19 protein-coding genes and 2 tRNA genes are annotated in these 16,931 nt (G+C 73.9%); 7 read left to right on the plus strand and 14 right to left on the minus strand.

Going from position 1 to position 16,931, the window contains the following annotated elements; genetic code table 11:
• Window positions 1–218: 218 nt before the first annotated feature.
• The 6 genes from ACXYMW_RS13685 to ACXYMW_RS13710 form a co-directional block, all read right to left on the minus strand.
• Entirely contained in the window at window positions 219–1,418 is a 1,200-nt protein-coding gene (locus tag ACXYMW_RS13685; protein WP_459035887.1) for a CmpA/NrtA family ABC transporter substrate-binding protein, read from the minus strand.
• A complete protein-coding gene (locus ACXYMW_RS13690; RefSeq protein ID WP_459035888.1) occupies window positions 1,415–1,999 on the minus strand; it encodes an ANTAR domain-containing response regulator in 585 nt (194 codons plus the stop codon). The genes ACXYMW_RS13685 and ACXYMW_RS13690 overlap by 4 nt, the downstream gene beginning before the upstream one ends.
• 129 nt (window positions 2,000–2,128) lie before the next feature.
• Window positions 2,129–4,267: a molybdopterin-binding protein gene (locus ACXYMW_RS13695; RefSeq protein WP_459035889.1), complete on the minus strand. Its 2,139-nt coding sequence runs from the start codon at window positions 4,265–4,267 to the stop codon at window positions 2,129–2,131.
• Window positions 4,264–4,755, minus strand: coding sequence for a molybdopterin-guanine dinucleotide biosynthesis protein B (mobB, locus tag ACXYMW_RS13700; protein WP_459035890.1), 492 nt, complete (start codon window positions 4,753–4,755; stop codon window positions 4,264–4,266). The genes ACXYMW_RS13695 and mobB overlap by 4 nt, the downstream gene beginning before the upstream one ends.
• On the minus strand, window positions 4,752–5,363 hold the full coding sequence (gene mobA, locus ACXYMW_RS13705; RefSeq protein ID WP_459035891.1) for a molybdenum cofactor guanylyltransferase MobA: 612 nt from the start codon (window positions 5,361–5,363) through the stop codon (window positions 4,752–4,754). Before mobA ends, mobB begins: the two co-directional genes overlap by 4 nt.
• A 49-nt stretch (window positions 5,364–5,412) precedes the next feature.
• Window positions 5,413–6,306, minus strand: coding sequence for a formate dehydrogenase accessory sulfurtransferase FdhD (locus tag ACXYMW_RS13710; RefSeq protein ID WP_459035892.1), 894 nt, complete (start codon window positions 6,304–6,306; stop codon window positions 5,413–5,415).
• Window positions 6,307–6,357: 51 nt separating this feature from the next.
• Here ACXYMW_RS13710 and ACXYMW_RS13715 point away from each other — a divergent pair, with 51 nt between their 5' ends.
• Window positions 6,358–7,074 (plus strand): AzlC family ABC transporter permease, encoded by a 717-nt coding sequence (locus ACXYMW_RS13715; protein WP_459035893.1) that lies wholly within the window; start codon window positions 6,358–6,360, stop codon window positions 7,072–7,074.
• Window positions 7,071–7,403: an AzlD domain-containing protein gene (locus ACXYMW_RS13720; protein ID WP_459035894.1), complete on the plus strand. Its 333-nt coding sequence runs from the start codon at window positions 7,071–7,073 to the stop codon at window positions 7,401–7,403. The genes ACXYMW_RS13715 and ACXYMW_RS13720 overlap by 4 nt, the downstream gene beginning before the upstream one ends.
• Here the strand turns inward: ACXYMW_RS13720 and ACXYMW_RS13725 are convergent.
• From ACXYMW_RS13725 to ACXYMW_RS13740, 4 genes are all read right to left on the minus strand, one after another.
• Window positions 7,388–8,041 carry a hypothetical protein gene (locus ACXYMW_RS13725; protein WP_459035895.1) on the minus strand — a complete coding sequence of 218 codons (654 nt, stop codon included), beginning with the start codon at window positions 8,039–8,041 and terminating at the stop codon, window positions 7,388–7,390. The genes ACXYMW_RS13720 and ACXYMW_RS13725 overlap by 16 nt on opposite strands.
• A gap of 21 nt (window positions 8,042–8,062) precedes the next feature.
• Window positions 8,063–8,206, minus strand: coding sequence for an aa3-type cytochrome c oxidase subunit IV (locus ACXYMW_RS13730; RefSeq protein ID WP_459035896.1), 144 nt, complete (start codon window positions 8,204–8,206; stop codon window positions 8,063–8,065).
• A 127-nt stretch (window positions 8,207–8,333) separates the two neighbouring features.
• Window positions 8,334–9,395 (minus strand): MBL fold metallo-hydrolase, encoded by a 1,062-nt coding sequence (locus ACXYMW_RS13735; protein ID WP_459035897.1) that lies wholly within the window; start codon window positions 9,393–9,395, stop codon window positions 8,334–8,336.
• 63 nt (window positions 9,396–9,458) lie between these two features.
• Window positions 9,459–11,177 (minus strand): acyl-CoA dehydrogenase, encoded by a 1,719-nt coding sequence (locus ACXYMW_RS13740; protein WP_459035898.1) that lies wholly within the window; start codon window positions 11,175–11,177, stop codon window positions 9,459–9,461.
• A 310-nt stretch (window positions 11,178–11,487) separates the two neighbouring features.
• Between ACXYMW_RS13740 and ACXYMW_RS13745 the strand changes: the two genes are divergently transcribed.
• The 3 genes from ACXYMW_RS13745 (at window position 11,488) to ACXYMW_RS13755 (ending at window position 14,145) form a co-directional block, all read left to right on the plus strand.
• A complete protein-coding gene (locus ACXYMW_RS13745) occupies window positions 11,488–12,441 on the plus strand; it encodes an L-threonylcarbamoyladenylate synthase (RefSeq protein ID WP_459035899.1) in 954 nt (317 codons plus the stop codon).
• A gap of 50 nt (window positions 12,442–12,491) precedes the next feature.
• The gene (locus ACXYMW_RS13750) at window positions 12,492–13,097 is read left to right on the plus strand and encodes a LysE family translocator (protein ID WP_459035900.1); all 606 of its coding nucleotides are present in this window, start codon (window positions 12,492–12,494) and stop codon (window positions 13,095–13,097) included.
• A 91-nt stretch (window positions 13,098–13,188) separates the two neighbouring features.
• Window positions 13,189–14,145, plus strand: a complete 957-nt coding sequence (locus ACXYMW_RS13755) for an acetyl-CoA carboxylase carboxyltransferase subunit alpha (RefSeq protein ID WP_459035901.1) — start codon at window positions 13,189–13,191, stop codon at window positions 14,143–14,145.
• A 26-nt stretch (window positions 14,146–14,171) separates the two neighbouring features.
• Here the strand turns inward: ACXYMW_RS13755 and ACXYMW_RS13760 are convergent, their stop codons facing one another.
• Both ACXYMW_RS13760 and ACXYMW_RS13765 read right to left on the minus strand, forming a co-directional pair.
• A complete protein-coding gene (locus tag ACXYMW_RS13760) occupies window positions 14,172–14,846 on the minus strand; it encodes a GntR family transcriptional regulator (RefSeq protein WP_459035905.1) in 675 nt (224 codons plus the stop codon).
• Window positions 14,847–14,879: 33 nt separating this feature from the next.
• Window positions 14,880–15,572, minus strand: a complete 693-nt coding sequence (locus ACXYMW_RS13765; protein ID WP_459035902.1) for a M48 family metallopeptidase — start codon at window positions 15,570–15,572, stop codon at window positions 14,880–14,882.
• 134 nt (window positions 15,573–15,706) lie between these two features.
• On the opposite strand from ACXYMW_RS13765, the gene ACXYMW_RS13770 reads away from it, so the two are divergent.
• Both ACXYMW_RS13770 and ACXYMW_RS13775 read left to right on the plus strand, forming a co-directional pair.
• Window positions 15,707–16,039, plus strand: coding sequence for a TIGR02300 family protein (locus ACXYMW_RS13770; protein ID WP_459035903.1), 333 nt, complete (start codon window positions 15,707–15,709; stop codon window positions 16,037–16,039).
• 99 nt (window positions 16,040–16,138) lie between these two features.
• Window positions 16,139–16,214: transfer RNA gene (locus ACXYMW_RS13775), tRNA-Ala, on the plus strand.
• A 102-nt stretch (window positions 16,215–16,316) separates the two neighbouring features.
• On the opposite strand, the gene ACXYMW_RS13780 is transcribed toward ACXYMW_RS13775, so the two are convergent.
• Both ACXYMW_RS13780 and ACXYMW_RS13785 read right to left on the minus strand, forming a co-directional pair.
• A tRNA-Ala gene (locus ACXYMW_RS13780) sits at window positions 16,317–16,392 on the minus strand.
• A gap of 47 nt (window positions 16,393–16,439) precedes the next feature.
• Window positions 16,440–16,823 (minus strand): hypothetical protein, encoded by a 384-nt coding sequence (locus ACXYMW_RS13785; protein WP_459035904.1) that lies wholly within the window; start codon window positions 16,821–16,823, stop codon window positions 16,440–16,442.
• Between the last annotated feature and the right edge of the window lie 108 nt (window positions 16,824–16,931).

Raw genomic sequence — 16,931 nt, forward strand, 5'->3', positions numbered from 1 at the left:
CGCGCGGGGTCGGTCCGAACGCAAAAAGCCGCTGACTCCATCTGCCGGGGCGGCAGAGGGTCGAGCGGCTGTGCTCATCTTCCCGAACGCTGGGAACTTGGATCGCGGCGGCTCCGTTGCCGGCCGTTGCCCTCGTTATGGGACCCCGGAGCGGGGTCTGGAAAGCCCTTGCGGCGGTGCCCGGCGCGCATTTCGCTGCACTGCCGCATCGCGCGGCGTCACTGCCTCAAACTTGGGCGCTCTGCGGATAGCGGCGCGAAGCGGGCGCCGTCGAAGAAGGCGTCGCGGCAGAGGATCAGCCGGCCGTAGCGCGACCCGGCGGCGGCGTCGGCGGCCAATCCGCCCTCGATTCGGTCCGAGGCCAGCGGCAGGTCGGCGCCGGTCCCGGACAGAGCGGCGCGGTAATGGTCGCTGCGGAACACCGCCCGGGCGGCGGCGCGCGCCGCGTCCGCATCGAGCCCGGCCCGGCGGGCCAGCCGCGCGCCGATCCAGTCGGCCTGGCTGCGCCACGGAAAGGCCGCCGCGCCGGCATGGAATTCGAGGAAGCGCGGCACCCGCCGCTCGGCCCCGCGCGGCGTCACCAGGAGCTGTCCGGCGAGCGCCCGCTCGACGATGTCGGGCGCCACGTCGAGCCGGTCGGGCCGGGCCAGAAGCTCTGCCGCGAGCCCCGCCGCGTCGGGCTGCGCCAGCCAGCGCCCGGCGCGCCATGCCGCGCGGATCAGCCGTCCACGCAGATCCGGATCCTCGGCGGCCCAGCCCTGCCGCACCGCCAGCACCTTCTCGGGGGCGAAGGACCAGATCGCCGCGCCGGGCAGCAGCAGCGCGCCGAGATCGAGATCGACCACCCGGCTGCCCCAGGGCTCGCCGACGCAGAAGGCATCGATCTCGCCGGCGCGGATCGCCTCGGGCATCAGCGGCGGCGGGATGGTGCGCAGGACCAGCCGCGCCGCGCAGTCGAGGCCCAGCGCGGCGAGCCAGTAGAGCACCAGCTCAGCATGCATCGAGAAGGGAAACGGCACGCCGACGCGCAGCGGCGCCGGCCCGGCGGCGGCGATCAGCCCCCGGCCCGCCGCCGCGGCGTCGTCGAAGCCGAAGCCGTGGCCCTGATCGGCCAGCCGCTCCGCCAGGGGCTGCGCCACGCCGATCACCGTGCCGTTGACCGACAGCACCGACAGCGCCTCGAGCGGCGCCGTGCCGCCGCCAAGGCCGAGGGCGGTGGCCACCGGCAGCGGTGCCAGCATGTGCGCCGCCTCGACCCGGCCCGCGCAGAGCATGTCGCGCAGCGCCGACCAGCTCGGGGCGCGCACGAGGTCGAGATCCAGCCCCTCCTCCTCGGCGAACCCCAGTTCGCGCGCCACGATCAGCGGCGCCGCGTCGACCAAGGCGATGAAGCCCGCGCGGAGGCGCCGCCCCCTCATCCCAGAAGGCTCGCTGCGGTGACCAACGCCTGCGCGACCTCGGCGATGCGCCGGTTCTGGTCCATCGCGGTGCGCCGCAGCAGCGCGTAGGCGGCGTCCTCGTCGATGCCGCGGGCCCGCATCAGGAGTCCCTTGGCGCGGTCGATCACCTTGCGCTCCTCGAGCGCGCGCTTGGTCTCGGCCAGCTCGGTGCGCATGCGCTGGAACATCCGGAACCGGGCGATGGCGGCGTCGAGCACCGGCTTGACCCGGCGCGGCTCCATGCCGTCGACCACGTAGGCCGAGACCCCGGCCTCGATCGCCGCCGCCGACAGCCCCGCCTCGGAGCGGTCCACGAACATCGCCACCGGGCGCTCCAGCGGGTCCGAGGCCAGGGCCAGCTCCTCGAGCGTGTCGCGGGAGGGGTTCTCCATGTCGATCAGCACCACGTCGGGGCTGCGCAGGCGGATCTGGCGCGCCAGGCTCGAGGGCTCGGCGACGACGTGGATGTCGGTCTCGCCCGCAGCCTTCAGCGAATCGACGATCTGCAGCGCGCGGTCGCGCTCGGGCTCGACGATCAGGATCTTCAGGGCGCGGCTCATGCAGCGATCTGCCGCCGCAGCGCCCCCGGCGTAAAGCGCGGCCGCCCCGCGCCCTGCCCGCAGATCGGGCAAATGCCCGTTTTTCAGGCACCGCGCCCGGTTTGCGGGCGCTCCGCGAACTTCCGGAGCCTAGAGGCCGAACCCGCCATAGGGCAGGAAGCGCACCGGATCGCCCGCCGCGATGTCGCGTGCCCCGTCCTCGAGCTCCACCAGCCCCTCGGCCCAGCTCAGCCCGGAGATCCGCCCCGAGCCCTCGGAGGCGAAGATCTCGGCCCGGCCGTCGCGCAGCCGGGCGCGCAGATATTCCCGCCGCCCGGCCTTCTTGCGCTTGGAGAAGGCCGCGGGCACCGTCACCGCCACCGGATCGGCCCAGCCGGCGCCGGCCAGCCGGGCCAGCGCCGGCCGCGCGAAGACCAGCGCGCAGACGAAGGCCGCCACCGGGTTGCCGGGCAGGCCGAAGACCGGCACGCCGCGCCACAGGCCGAGCGCCAGCGGGCGCCCCGGTTTCACCGCGATGCGCCAGGTGCGCAGGCTGCCGGTCTCGCGCAGGAGCGCCGAGACGTGGTCCTCGTCGCCGGCCGAGGCGCCGCCCGAGGTCAGGATCGCGCCGGCCTCGGCCGCGGCGCGGTCGAAGGCGCGGGCCAGCGCGGCGCGGTCGTCGGGCACCCGGCCGAGATCCAGGGCCGCATGGCCCCAGCGCGCCGCCAGCGCCAGCAGCATCGGCCGGTTGGCATCGGCGATCTGGCCCGGCGCAACCGGCGCCCCGGGCTCGGTCAGCTCGTCGCCGGTGGAGATCACCGCGACGCGCAACCGCTCGAAGACCGGCAGGCGGCCATGCCCGGCCGCGGCGGCGAGCGCCAGGTCGGGCGGCCGCAGGCAGTGGCCGGCGGGCAGGACCGCGTCGCCGGCGGCGAAATCCTCGCCGGCGCGGCGGGTATTCGCGCCCGGCTTCACCGGGCCGCGGAACGCCACCTGGCCGCCGCCGGTCCGGGTATCCTCGTCGAGCACCACGGTGTCGACGCCGGCGGGCAGCGCCGCCCCGGTCAGTACCCTGAGCGCGTGGCCCGGCGGCACCGTGCCGGCAAAGGGCGCGCCGGCGGCGGCGCGGCCGGCGAGCAGCGGCAGGCGCTGCGGCCCCGCCCCGATGCCCGCGGCGGCGAAGCCGTAGCCGTCGACGGCGGTGTTGGCGGCGGGCGGGTTCGACCGGCCGGCCGCCAGGTCGCGCGCCAGGATGCGGCCATCGGCCTCGCCCAGCGCCACCTCGGTCGCGGCGACCACCGGGTGCAGGTTCGCGCGCAGCCGCTCCAGGGCCTCGTCGACCGGCGTCCAGTCGACGCCCGGCGGCAGCGCGAAGCAATCGTCGCGCAGGGGCGGCGGCGCGGGCGGCGCCGCGGCGGCGGCGAGCGCGGCGCGCAGCGTGGCGACATGGCCGGCGCCGAGGATGCCGCCCTCCTCGGCATCGCCCTCGGCCAGCATCGCCGCGAGCGCCGCCGGGGCGAGCCCGGCCAGCGCCCGGGCCAGCACCCGGACCTGGGCGCGGTCCCGGATCTCGTCCGGGGCCTGGGCCGCGGCCACCTCGTCCGCCAAGAGCGACGGCCAGGCCTCGGCCAGCACGATGCCGGCCCATGCGGCGTCCTCGAAGGGCGCGACCGCCAGCCGCGGCGCGAAGCGGTGGCGCAGACGGTGCAGCACCGGCAGGCCGAGCAGCGCCTGGCTGCCCACCGACCCGGCGGTGTAGAGTTTCCAGACCGGCTGCGCCCGCGGCAGGGCGGTCTCTACCGCGCGGCGCTCGGGGAAGGCCACGGCGGCCCAGTCGGGGCGGGTGGCGGAAAGGTCGGCCCCCGCCTCGGCGGCCGGGCAGCCCCAGAACGGCCCCGCCCCGGGGGTCGCGCGGTTCAGCGCCCTCGCCACCTCGAAGCGGTTATTGGCGTTGTCGGCGCCGTCCGTCATCCGCTCCGCCAGCCAGGCCCAGAGCGCCAGCGGATCGGCCCGCCCGGTCACCGCCCGGGCAAAGCCCCTTGGATAGCCGAAGGGAAAGTCGAAGGCCGCGAGCACCCGGCGGTCGGCCGCAAGCTCGGCCTCGAAAAGCGCCGCCAGGTGGGTTTCCGCCGCGGACCGGCCGCGCAGGTAATGCAGCTCCTCCCGGGCCTCGCCCGCCGCCCCCGGGCGCCGCACCGCGATCCAGATCGCATCGGCCGAGGGCCGCGCCGGCGACAGCGTGGCGCGGGCCGACCAGTCGACCGCGACGAAGGTGTCGAACCCGGTCACAGCCCCAGCTCGCGGGCGATGAAGGCCGCGATCGCGGCGGTGTCGTCGAGCTCGAAGACCGGCCGGTCGAGGCGGGGCGCGGCATCGCTCGCCACCGCGCGGATGGTCGGATCGCCGGGGGCCAGCAGGGCCTGCCCGGTGGCGGCGCGGTGGGCCTCGATCTTCGGGTGGCGGTCGCGCTTGTAGCCCTCGACCAGCACCAGATCGACCGGCGAGAGCCGCGCCAGCAGCTCCTCGAGCCGGGGCTCGGGCGCGCCGCGCAGCTCCTGCATGATGGCGATGCGGGCCGAGGAGGCGAGCACCACCTCGCGCGCGCCGGCCTGCCGGTGACGGAAGGAATCGCGGCCCTCCTGGTCGACGTCGACGCGGTGATGGGCGTGCTTCACGGTGCTGACGGCGAGCCCCTCGGCGGTGAAATGCGCCACTAGCCGCTCCATCAGGCCGGTCTTGCCGGAATTCTTCCAGCCGGTCACGCCGTAGAGCTTCACAGCAGCGCCTCCGCGGCGGCGAGGTCCTCGGGGGTGTTGACGTTGAAGAACGGATCGAAGGGCTCGGCCGGAAACAGCGCCTCGCGGCCGCCATGCCGATCGGTCCAGAGCACCACCTTGCGCAGCCCCTCCTCGGTCAGCGCCCGGCGCAGGTCGTGGCGCAAGGCCACCGGCCAGAGCCCGAAGGTCGGGTGCCGCACCCGGCCGTGCGCGGGGTCGGGCGTGGCGGCGAGCGCCAGCGGATAATCCATGCCCTCGGCGGCGAGAAGCAGCCGGGGCACCAGGTCGCAGGGAAAGAACGGCGTGTCGGCGGCCACCGTGACGATGGTCCGGGCGCCCTGCCCCGCCGCCCAGTCGAGCCCGGCCAGCACCCCGGCCAGCGGGCCGGGCCGGTCGGAGACGCTGTCGGCCAGCACCGGCAGGCCGAGATCGGCGAAGCGCGCGGGGTCGTCATTGGCGTTGAGCGCGAGGTCGGCGACCTGCGGCGAGATGCGCCCGATCACCCGGTCGAGCAGGCTCTCGCCGCCGAGCATCAGGCGGCCCTTGTCGCCGCCGCCCATCCGCATGGCGCGCCCGCCCGCGAGGATCACCCCGAGCGGCGCCGTCATCGCCGCGCGGCCCCGGCAGGGCGGGGCCGGCACAGGGCCGCCGGCGCGCTCATGCCTCCGCCCCCTTGCGGCCGGCGCGGCGGCTTTCCTCGGGCACGCTGGCCGGGTCGGTGTCGCGCACCAGCCGCTCCTCGCCGGCCAGGCAGACGAAGCGCTGGCCGCGCATCCGGCCGATCAGCGTCAGCCCGACCTGGCGGGCGATCTCCACCCCCCAGGCGGTGAAACCCGAGCGCGAGACCAGCGCCGGGATGCCCATCAGCGCCGTCTTGATCACCATCTCCGAGGTCAGCCGCCCGGTGGTGTAGAGGATCTTGTCCTCGGGCCCCTCGCCCTCGAGCAGCATCCAGCCGGCGATCTTGTCGACCGCGTTGTGGCGCCCGACATCCTCCATGTAGACCAGCGGCCGGTCGGCGCGGCACAGCACCGTGCCGTGGATCGCCCCGGCCTCGAGATAGAGCGACGGCGTGGTGTTGATCCGCCGCGCCAGCGCGTAGAGCCAGGAGGTGCGGATCTCGGCCGGCGGCAGGGTCAGGCCCTCGAGCCCCTCCATCATGTCGCCGAACACGGTGCCCACGGCGCAGCCCGAGGTCCGGGTCTTCTTCTTCACCTTCTCCTCGTAGGTGGTGGCCGAGGCGGTGCGCACCACCACCGTCTCCACCTCCTCGTCGTAGGAGATGCCGGTGATCTCCTCGCCGTCGCGCAGCATGCCCTGGTTGCGCAGGAAGCCCACCGCCAGGTAATCCGGGTAGTCGCCGATCGTCATCGCGGTGACGATCTCCTGGGAGTTGAGGTAGATCGTCAGCGGCCGTTCCTCGACCACCCGGATCTCGGTCTCGGCGCCGGTCTGGTCGATGCCGGTGACGGCGCGCGTCAGCCGCGGCGCCGCCGGATCCGGGGCGATGACATAGGGGCTGTCCTCTGGGCGGTCCTGCGACAATTGCATCTCCCGGGGCGCGGGCGTAAGGCCCGATCAGGTACGCGAAACGGGGTAAAGATGGCAGAGGGCGGTGTAAAGGCGACCTACTGGCGGGGGGTGCGGGACGGCCTGCCCTTCCTCGCGGTGATCCTGCCCTTCGGCATGCTGTTCGGCGTCGTGGCGACCGAGGCCGGCCTGACCGTGTTCGAGGCGCTGGCCTTCTCGGTCGCGGTGATCGCGGGCGCCGCGCAATTCACCGCGCTGCAGCTGATGAGCGACCAGGCCCCGGTCTTCGTGGTGCTGGCCTCGGCGCTGGCGATCAACCTGCGCATGGCGATGTATTCCGCCTCGGTCACCCCGCATCTGGGCGAGCTGCCGCTCTGGCAGCGGGCGCTGGTGTCGTATTTCCTGGTCGACCAGACCTACGCCCTGGTCAGTCTGGAATACGAACGCCGCGCCATGACCCTGCGCGAGAAATTCGTCTACTTCCTCGGGGTGACGACGCCGATCTGCCCGTTCTGGTACGTCGCGACGGTGATCGGGGCGCTGGCCGGCGGCGCCATTCCCACCGAGTTCGGGCTGGATTTCGCGCTGCCGGTGGCCTTCCTGGCGATGATCGGGCCGATGCTGCGGACCCGCGCCCACGTGGTCGCGGCTCTGGTCGCCACGGTCACCGCGCTGGCCTTCGCCTGGCTGCCCTACAACCTCGGCCTGATGACCGGCGGCATCGCCGGGATGATCGCCGGCGCGCGGGCCGAGGCCGCGGCCGAGCGGCGACAGGAATCGGCGGCATGAGCGAGATCGACACCTCCACCCTCTGGCTGGTGATCGCGGCGCTCGGGGCCGGCAGCTTTGCCCTGCGCTTCGTGTTCCTGGGCCTGATCGGCGACCGCCCGCTGCCGCCCTGGCTGATGCGGCACCTGCGCTACACCGCGGTGGCGCTGCTGCCGGCGCTGGTGGCGCCGCTGGTGCTCTGGCCGCGCGCCACCGGCGGCGAGCCCGACGCGGCGCGGCTCGCCGCGGCCGGGGCGGCGCTGGCGGTGGCCTACTGGACGAAGAACGTGCTGGCGGCGATGGCGGCCGGCGCGGGCACGCTGGCGCTCGGCCTCTATCTCGGCGGCTGAGCGGCGTCGCGGGCGCTCACGAAGGCCTCGATGGCGGTGCGCTTGTCGTCGCCGTCATTGTCGTAGACCCGCCGTTCGGCGACCCCGGGAAAGCCCGCGAGCTGGTCGGCCAGGGCCATCGGGAAGAAGGTCGGGCGGATGCTCTCGAAGCCCGGCAGGCGGCGCAGCAGCCCCGACGTCGCCTGCGCGCAGAAGGCCTGGCCCACCGTGCCGTTGGCGCGGGCCAGGCGCAGCGCCTGCTCGGCGACCGCGGCCGGCACCTCCACGCGCTGGATGCGCACATGGTAGGTCTCGCGCGCATGGGCGCGTTCGTAGAAATCCTCGAATTCCGGGGTGATGCCGTAGAGCACGTCGCCGCGCTCCACCAGCCGGGCATGGCTGACCGACCCGGCCGGGTCGAAGATCACCCGCTGCGAGCCGTTGATCATGATCGAGGAATGCGCCCCGCCGCCGGTGCGGTTGGAGACCATCGTGAAGAGGGTCAGGGCCGGCGGGCCGTCATGGCGATAGGCGGCGCGGGCGACCTCCTCGGGCGACGAATCGGGGCCGGCGTTCGGCGGCGCACAGCCCGCCAGCGCCGCCGCCCCGCCGAACAGCAGGGCCAGGGCGGCGCGGCGCGACGGCGCGCGGTCGGTCACGGCGCGGGCCCCGGGACCGGATCAGGCGTTGAACATCGCCAGCAGGATCACGCCCACGATGATCACCACCACGGTGCGGATGGTGAAGGTCACGAAGCCGTCGAAGGTCTTCTCCTGCTCGGTGATGTCCATCTCGCCGTGCTTGTGCTCTGCGTGGTCTGCCATGATCCGGATCCCGGTTAAGTCGCGTTTCGAAACGTGGAGTAGCGCATTTGCCCCGCCCTGTCACGACGCCGGGAGGGCGCATTCCGCCGCAGGGCGCGGTGCCGCAGGCCGGCTGCCGGTGCGGCCCTCAGAGCGCCCGGAACGCCCAGGCGCCGTCCTCGCGCAAGTGCCGCTCGGCCCGGCCCTCGTGCCACAGATGCAGGCAATGGGCCATCGCCTCGACCAGCGCCAGGCCGTATTCGGCCGGCCCGATCTGGCGCATGAAGAGCGGCGCGAAGCATTCGCCGGCAGCCTTCGGTGTGTCGAGATGCGCATGCAGGCGGCGCAGCGCGCCGTGGTGGTTGTCGATCAGCTGGCGCATCCGCGTCGGCAGCCCGGTGAAGGGCAGCTTGTGCCCGCCCAGGACCAGCTGGTCCGGCGTGGCATGGGTGGCGAGGCGCTCGCAGGCCTCCAGCCAGTCGGCCACCGGGTCGGCCTCGGGCTCGGTGGCGTAGACGCCGATATTGGAGCTGATCGAGGGCAGCATCTGGTCGCCGGCCAGCACCAGCGCGTCGTCGCGCGACCAGAGCGTGGCGTGTTCCGGGGCGTGGCCGTTGCCGATGCGCACGTCCCAGTCGCGGCCGCCGGCGCGCAGGGTGCCGCCCTCGCGGATGCGGGTGAAGCCCAGCGGCATCGGATGCACCACGTCGGCGAAGTTGAACGGCCGCTCGGCCAGGCGCTGGGCGAAGATCTCCGGCGCCATGCCGCAGCGCGTCCAGTAGGTCCGGGTCTCGGGCGTCGGCTGGTCGTGCTCGTCGAGGGTCAGCATCCGCGCGAAGAGCCAGGCGGTGCGGGTGGCCACAAGCTCGGCGCCGTGCTGCTTCTGGAACCAGCCGGCCATGCCGACATGGTCGGGATGGTGATGGGTGACCACCACCCGGCGCACCGGGCGCCCGGCGAGCGGCCCGGCCAGCAGCCTGTCCCAGAGCGCCGTCGAACGCTTCGAGCGGAAGCCGGTATCGACCAGCGTCCAGCCGTCGCCGTCGTCGAGCGCGTAGACGTTGACGTGGTCGAGCTTCATCGGCAGCGGCAGCCGCATCCACAGCACGCCCGGCGCCACCTCGGTCGCCGCGCCCTCCTCGGGGGGCGTGTCCCACGGGTAGCGGATGCCCTCGCTCGCTCCGTCCATCGCGGTCTCCTCTGCGCTCATCGCCAGGGTTCTGTCACGGCCGCGGGGGGCGCGGCAAGCCGGGCGCGGCGCAACCCCGCCGCCTCACGCGGCGAGGTCGTCGGCGGTGATGGCGTAGAGATCGTCCTTGCCGGCCCGCGCCTGGGCCAGCAGCCCGCCATGTTCGGGCAGCAGCCGGGTGATGTAGAACCGCGCCAGCCGGGCCCGCGCGCCCGCCGGGTCGACCCTCGCCGCGGCCAAGTGGTAATGCCCGCCCAGCACCCGGGCGAAGCCCTTCAGGAACGGCGCGGAGCCGGCGAAGCGGGCATTCAGATCGCCCTCCGCGACCAGCCATTCCACCGTCTCGCGCAGCGTCTCGGCGGCCTGCCAGACCGGCAGCGCCAGCTCGGGCAGGGTATCGCGCGCCGCCTCGGCGGCGGCCTCGATCTCGTCGAGCAGCGCAAAGGCCGCCTCGCCGCCATCGGCCATCTTGCGCGCCACCAGATCCATCGCCTGGATGCCGTTGGTGCCCTCGTAGATCTCGGTGACCCGGACATCGCGCAGGAACTGCGCCGCGCCGGTCTCCTCGACATAGCCCATGCCGCCATGCACCTGGATGCCGAGATCGGCGACCCGGGTGCCGGTCTCGGTGCCGAAGCTCTTGGCGATCGGCGTCAGCAGCGCGGCGCGGGCCTGCCATTCGGCGCCGCCGGTGGCGCGCCCCATGTCGAGCGCCACGGCGCAGGCCAGCGCGATGGCGCGGGCGGTGAAGATCTCGGCCTTCATGGTGGCCAGCATGCGCCGCACATCGGCATGATCGACGATCGCCCCGGTGCCGGTCTCGCCCAGCGGCGATTGCCCCTGCCGGCGCTCCATGGCGAAGGCCAGGGCGTGCTGGTAGGCCCCCTCGGCGACCCCGATGCCCTGCGCGCCGACGCCGAGCCGGGCGTTGTTCATCATCGTGAACATCGCCTTCATGCCGCCGTTCTCCGGCCCGACCAGCCAGCCCTTGGCGCCATCATATTCCAGCACCGCGGTGGGCGAGCCGTGCAGGCCCAGCTTTTCCTCGAGGCTGACCGTGCGCACGTTGTTCGCGGGCCCCGGATTGCCGGCATCGTCGGGCAGGTATTTCGGCACCATGAAGAGGCTGATCCCCTTGGTGCCCGGCACCGCGTCCGGCAGCCGGGCCAGGACGAGGTGGCAGATGTTCGGCGTCAGGTCGTGATCGCCCCAGCTGATGTAGATCTTCTGGCCCGAGATGGCGTAGCTGCCGTCGCCGTTGGGCTCCGCCCGGGTGCGCAGCGCGCCGACATCGGAGCCGGCCTGCGGCTCGGTCAGGTTCATCGTGCCGGTCCATTCGCCCGAGATCAGCTTGGGCAGGTAGAGCGCCTTGATCTCGTCCGAGGCGTGGTGCTCCAGCGCCTCGATCTGGCCCTGGCTGAGCAGCGGGTTGAGCTGCAGCGACAGGTTGGCCGCCGAGAGCATGTCGTTGACCGCGGTGGCGAGCGCGATCGGCAGGCCCATGCCGCCATGTTCGGGATCGGCCGAGATCGCCACCCAGCCGCCCGCGGCGATCGCCGCATAGGCGGCGTCGAAGCCCGGCGAGGCGCGGGTCACGCCGTTCTCGATCCGCGCCGGGTGCAGGTCGCCGTTGCGGCGGGTCGGCGCGATCACCTCCTCGCAAAGCTTGCCGGCTTCGTTGAGGATCGCCTCGACCGTGTCGGGCGTGGCATCCGAGAACCGGTCCTCCCCGGCCAGTCGGTCGAAGCCCACGACATGGTCGAACAGGAAGCGGTAATCGGCGAGCGGGGCACGGTAGGTCATGAATCCTCCTCCGAAGGGATCGCGGGCGCCGGATGCGGCCACGGTGTATCGGCGGACGGGGTCATAGCAACCTGAACGCGGCGTCACGAGACGACGCGGCGCCGCAGGCCCTTCGGATCGGCCGGCGGAAACGCGGCCCGGCCGCGTGCGGCCCGCCACAGTGCCCTCGTCGGGCCGGGCCGCCCGGCCCGCTGCGGCGCCCCGACCCCGCCCGGCCCGCGGCACCCCCACCGACCCCGCGCGGCCCGCCGGGGCTTGCCGGCGCGGGCCGCGCGGGGTTAGTCAGCCCTGCACCGCCAGGACCGCCGCCATGACCGAGAGCCAGACAACCGAACGCCTCGCCGCCGATGCCGCGGGATATGCCCGGGCGGCCGCGCTCTGGGCCGCCGGACGGCTGGTCGCCTTCCCGACCGAGACGGTCTACGGCCTTGGCGCGGATGCCGCCTCGGACCGCGCGGTGGCGGCGATCTTCGCCGCCAAGGAGCGGCCCGCCTTCAATCCGCTGATCGTGCACGTCCCCGACCGCGCCGCGACCGAGGCGCTGGTGCACTGGACCGACGACGCCGAGGCGCTGGCGGGGGCCTTCTGGCCGGGGCCGCTCACCCTGGTGCTGCCGCTGCGCGATCGGGCCCCGGTCTCCAAGCTGGTGACCGCGGGGCTCGACACGCTGGCGGTGCGGATGCCGGCGCATCCGGTGGCGCAGGCGCTGCTCGGCGCCTTCGGGCGTCCGGTGGCGGCGCCCTCGGCGAACCGCTCGGGCCGCATCAGCCCGACCCGCGCCGCGCATGTCCTGCCGGGCCTCGACGGGCGCATCGCCGCGGTGGTCGATGGCGGCGCCGCCGAGGTCGGGCTCGAATCGACCATCGTGGGCCTCGCCGGCACCCCCACCCTGCTGCGCCCCGGCGGCCTGCCGGGCGAGGCGCTGGAGGCCGCGCTGGGCCGGCCGCTGGCACGCCGGGCCGAGGCGGCGGCGATCTCGGCGCCGGGCCAGACCGCGTCGCATTACGCGCCGCGCGCGGCGCTGCGGCTCGACGCCCGCGACTTCCGCCCCGGCGAGGCGCGGCTGGGCTTCGGGCGGGTCGCCTGCGACCTGAACCTGTCGGCGGCAGGCGACCTGCACGAGGCGGCGGCGGCGCTGTTTGCGCATCTGCACGCGCTCGACGCCTCCGGCGCCGCCACCATCGCGGTGTCGCCGATCCCCGAACGCGGGCTCGGCGTGGCGATCAACGACCGGCTGCGCCGCGCCGCCGCGCCGCGCGACTGAGCGCCCCCCGGCCCGGCCCCCGCCCCAGCCCGACAGAGAAGCCCGCCGCCATGACCCCCGAGACCCTGACCGCGCTCACCGCCTTCGCCTTCGTCACCGTGGCGACGCCCGGGCCCAACAACTTCATGCTGATGGCCTCGGGGGCGAATTTCGGCCTGCGCCGCAGCCTCGGCCACATGGCCGGCGTGGCGCTCGGCTTTCCGGCCATGATGGCGGCGGTCGGGCTCGGCGTGACGCGGCTCTTCGATCTCTGGCCGCCGGCCTATGCGGTGCTGACCGGCCTGTCGCTCCTCTACATGCTCTGGCTGGCCTGGAAGATCGCCACCGCGGCGCCGCCCGCCGAGGCCGAAACCGCCGGCGCCGCCCGGCCGCGGCCGCTGCGATTCGCCGAGGCCGCGGCGTTCCAGTGGGTCAACCCCAAGGCCTGGTCGATGGCGCTGGCGGCGGTGGCGCTCTACGCGCCGGGCCGCGAGGCCAAGGCAGTGGCCTGGATCGCCGGCATCTACGTCGCCTGCTCGCTGTTCTCGACCAGCGGCTGGACCATGCTCGGCACCGGGCTGGCGCGGCTCCTGGCCGACCGGCGGCGGCTGCGCCTGTTCAACCGCGCCATGGCGGCGCTGCTGGTGCTGTCGCTGCTGCCGGTGCTGCTGTCCTGATCCGCGGCCGCGCCGCGCCCGGCGCCAGCCCGGTTGCATCCAGAAGCGCCGCGCGCCATATCCGCACCGTCAACCGGGAGACCGAGCGCCGATGCATTACCTCGATTTCGAGAAACCGCTTGCCGAGATCGAAGGCAAGGCCGAGGAACTTCGCGCCATGGCCTCCGCCAGCGAGGAGGTCGATGTGGCCGAGGAGGCCGCGGCCCTCGACCGCAAGGCGGCGGCGATGCTGGGCGACCTCTACGGCAAGCTCACGCCCTGGCGGAAATGCCAGGTGGCGCGCCACCCGGACCGGCCGCATTGCAAGGATTACCTGCGCAAGCTGTTCACCGACTACACCCCGCTGGCCGGCGATCGCGGCTTTGCCGACGACGCCGCGGTGCTGGGCGGGCTGGCCCGCTTCGACGGGCGCCCGGTGGTGGTGATCGGCCACGAGAAGGGCCACGACACGCAGTCGCGGCTGGCGCACAATTTCGGCATGGCCCGCCCCGAGGGCTACCGCAAGGCGATCCGCCTGATGGACCTCGCCGACCGGTTCCGTCTGCCGGTGGTGACCCTCGTCGACACGCCGGGCGCCTATCCCGGCAAGGGCGCCGAGGAGCGCGGCCAGTCCGAGGCCATCGCCCGCTCGACCGAGAAATGCCTGCAGATCGGCGTGCCGCTGGTCTCGGTGGTGATCGGCGAGGGCGGATCCGGCGGCGCCGTGGCCTTTGCCACCGCCAACCGCGTGGCGATGCTCGAGCATTCGGTCTATTCGGTGATCTCGCCCGAGGGCTGCGCCTCGATCCTGTGGAAGGACAGCGAGAAGATGCGCGAGGCCGCCGAGGCGCTGCGGCTGACGGCGCAGGACCTGCACCGGCTGGGCGTCATCGACCGCATCATCCGCGAACCGCTGGGCGGCGCCCACCGCAGCGCCGAGGCGGCGATCTCCGCGGTCGGCGAGGCGATCGGCGCGATGCTGGGCGAGCTGCAGGGCCGCGCCCGCGCCGATCTGGTGCGCGACCGCCGCGACAAGTTCCTCAAGATGGGCTCCAAGGGGCTCGGCTGAGCCCTCCCCCGGGGCCCGCTCCCGGGTCAGCCGAGCAGCATCCGCAGCCCCTGGGTGACGTCCGAGCGCACCGCCAGCCGCAGCCCCGGCTCGTCCCCGGCCTTCAGCGCGGCGATCATCAGCCGGTGGTAATGCGGCGCCTCGGAGCGCCGCGTGCGGGCATAGAGCGCGTGCATCGTCGGGCCGAGCTGCAGCCACACCGTCTCGGCCATGGCGAGCATCGCCGGCGCCTGGGCGCGCAGGTAGAGCGTGCGGTGGAATTCCAGATTGCCGCGGATATAACCCACCGGGTCGCGGTTCGACACCGCCTCGGAGATGCCGGAATTGATCGCCTGCATGCGGTCGATGAGCGCCAGATGGGCGCGCGGCAGCGCCCGGCTGGCCAGCTCCACCTCGAGCAGCGAGCGCAGCGCCGCCAGCTCCTCGATGCGCTCGTTCGACAGCTCCGGCGTCGCCACCCGGCCGGAGGCCGACATCGCCAGCGCGCCCTCCGCGACCAGGCGCTGCACCGCCTCGCGCGCCGGCGTCATCGAGACGTCGAAATCGCGGCCGATGCCGCGCAGCGTCAGCGCCGCGCCGGGCGCGATCTCGCCGAACATGATGCGCGAGCGCAGGCCGCGATAGACGCGGTCATGCGCCGAGGGCGCCGGATCGGCGGCCCGCGGTCCGAAGATCGGCGAGGAACGCGACGAGGACAACATGGCGCGGACTGTGATCACGCCGCCCGGGCGGCGTCAATCTCCGAAGCGGTGCCGGTGCAGCTCGCCGCCGTGGCGGCGCAGCCAGGCCCGCGGCGCCTGCCAGGGGCCGTGGATGCGGGTCACCGTGGCCCAGAAGCGGGGGCCGTGATTCATCTCCGCCAGATGCGCGACCTCGTGCGCCGCGACGTAGTCGAGAATCTCGGGCGGGGCGAGAATCAGCCGCCAGGAATACATCAGCGCGCCCTCGGCGGTGCAGGAGCCCCAGCGCGACCGGGTGTCGCGCAGCGTCAGCCGCGTGTAGCCGCGGCCGAGCCGCGCCGCGTAGCGGTCAGAGGCCTCGGCCAGCCGGCTCCGCGCCGCCGCCTTCAGATAGCCCGCGAGCCGCGCCGCCACCCGCTCCTCCGGTCCCGGCACGCGCAGCTCGCCCGGAGCGCGGGTCACCGCGCGGCCCGGGCCGGGGCGGATCTCGTGCGGCACGCCCTCGACCGGGAGCATCGTGCCGTAGCCCGGCACCGCCGGCGCCGCCTGCTCGGCCAGGTGGCGGCGCAGCCAGCCCTCCTTGGCGCGCAGGAAGGCCAGCCCCTCGGCCTCGGGCACCCGCTGCGGCAGGGTCAGCGTCACCGCGCCGTCGATGCCCGAGAGCCGCAGGCTGATCCGCCGCGCCCGCGCCGAGCGGCGCAGCGTCACGGCGATCGGCGGCACGCCTTCGAGCGCGATGCGGGCCATGCAGTCCTCCTTGCACGGGGCGCCCCCTGCGCGCTCGGCGGCGCGGCGCGCGAAGGGCGTTGACGGCTTCGGCCGGTTATGGCAGGGGGCCGCGATACTTCGCAAGATGACAAGCGTTTCGAAAGGAGGCCCCCATGCCCAAGGAAGAATGGGGCGTCAAGCGTCTCTGCCCGACCACCGGCAAGCGGTTCTACGACCTGAACCGTAACCCCGTCGTGTCGCCCTATACCGGCGAGGTCGTCGAGGTCGAGACCGGCAAACGCAGCATGATCGCCGCCGACGCCGCCGACGGTGCCCCGCGCAAGGCCAGCAAGGCCCGCGAGAAGGATCACGACGAGTCCGTGATCGAGGATGATGACGTCGATGTCGAACTCGACGACGACGACGTTCTCGACGACGACGACGAGGACAACGACAACGTGTCGCTCGACGACATCGCGGACGTCTCCGAGGACGACGAGGACTGATCGTCAAAAAACCCGCCGCGCTCCGGAATTTTCCTCTTGAACCGGTGCGCGGCTTTCAATAGGTGACGCCTCACACGACGACGGCGACGCCGCCGCGACGGGGCCTTAGCTCAGCTGGGAGAGCGCCTGCATGGCATGCAGGAGGTCAGGGGTTCGATCCCCCTAGGCTCCACCAAATCTCCGCCACATCGACACAGCCGGCACCCCGCCCGACCTGCGCGCCGCGCAACATGTCCGCCGGCATGCGTGCGGCAGCGGGATCTGAGCTTTGCCGGATTGGTGGAGCCGAGGGGGATCGAACCCCTGACCTCGTCATTGCGAACGACGCGCTCTCCCATCTGAGCTACGGCCCCGCACCGATGCCGATAAAAGCACGGCCCGGTGCCCTGTCAAGCGCCGCTCATGGCCGCGCCTCGGCGGCGGCATAGGCGGCCCGGCACTGCCCGGCCCCGGCATCGGCCGAGCGCTGGAGCTCGGGCAGGCGGGCGCGCAGCTCGTCGGCGCGCCGCCGCACCTCGACGAGGTTCACCGGCACTTTGCGCGGCACCCGCACCACCCGTTCGGCGACGCAGGGGCGCCGTTCCGGCCCGAAGCCGCAGGTGGTGAAGACCGGGTGGGAGCGCACCCGCTCCTCGACCGCGTAGCCGCGCGCCAGGGTCGCCTCGAGCGTCCTGAGCTCGGCCTCGGCCGCCCGCAGGCCCTCGGTGGCCTGGGTCACGCAGCGCTCCACCGGCGTCGCGCAGGCCGCCAGCAGGAGCAGCGGCAGGAATCGGATCGGATGCATGGAACGCCCCCCTCTGCGCTCACTCTAGCAGCGCCGCCGGCGCGCGCCAGCGCCGGCTGCGCGCCCGCCTGCGGCGCGGGCCGGGCCGCGTGGCGGCGCCCTGCCGCC

Source organism: Roseivivax sp. CAU 1761 (genome assembly GCF_054482755.1).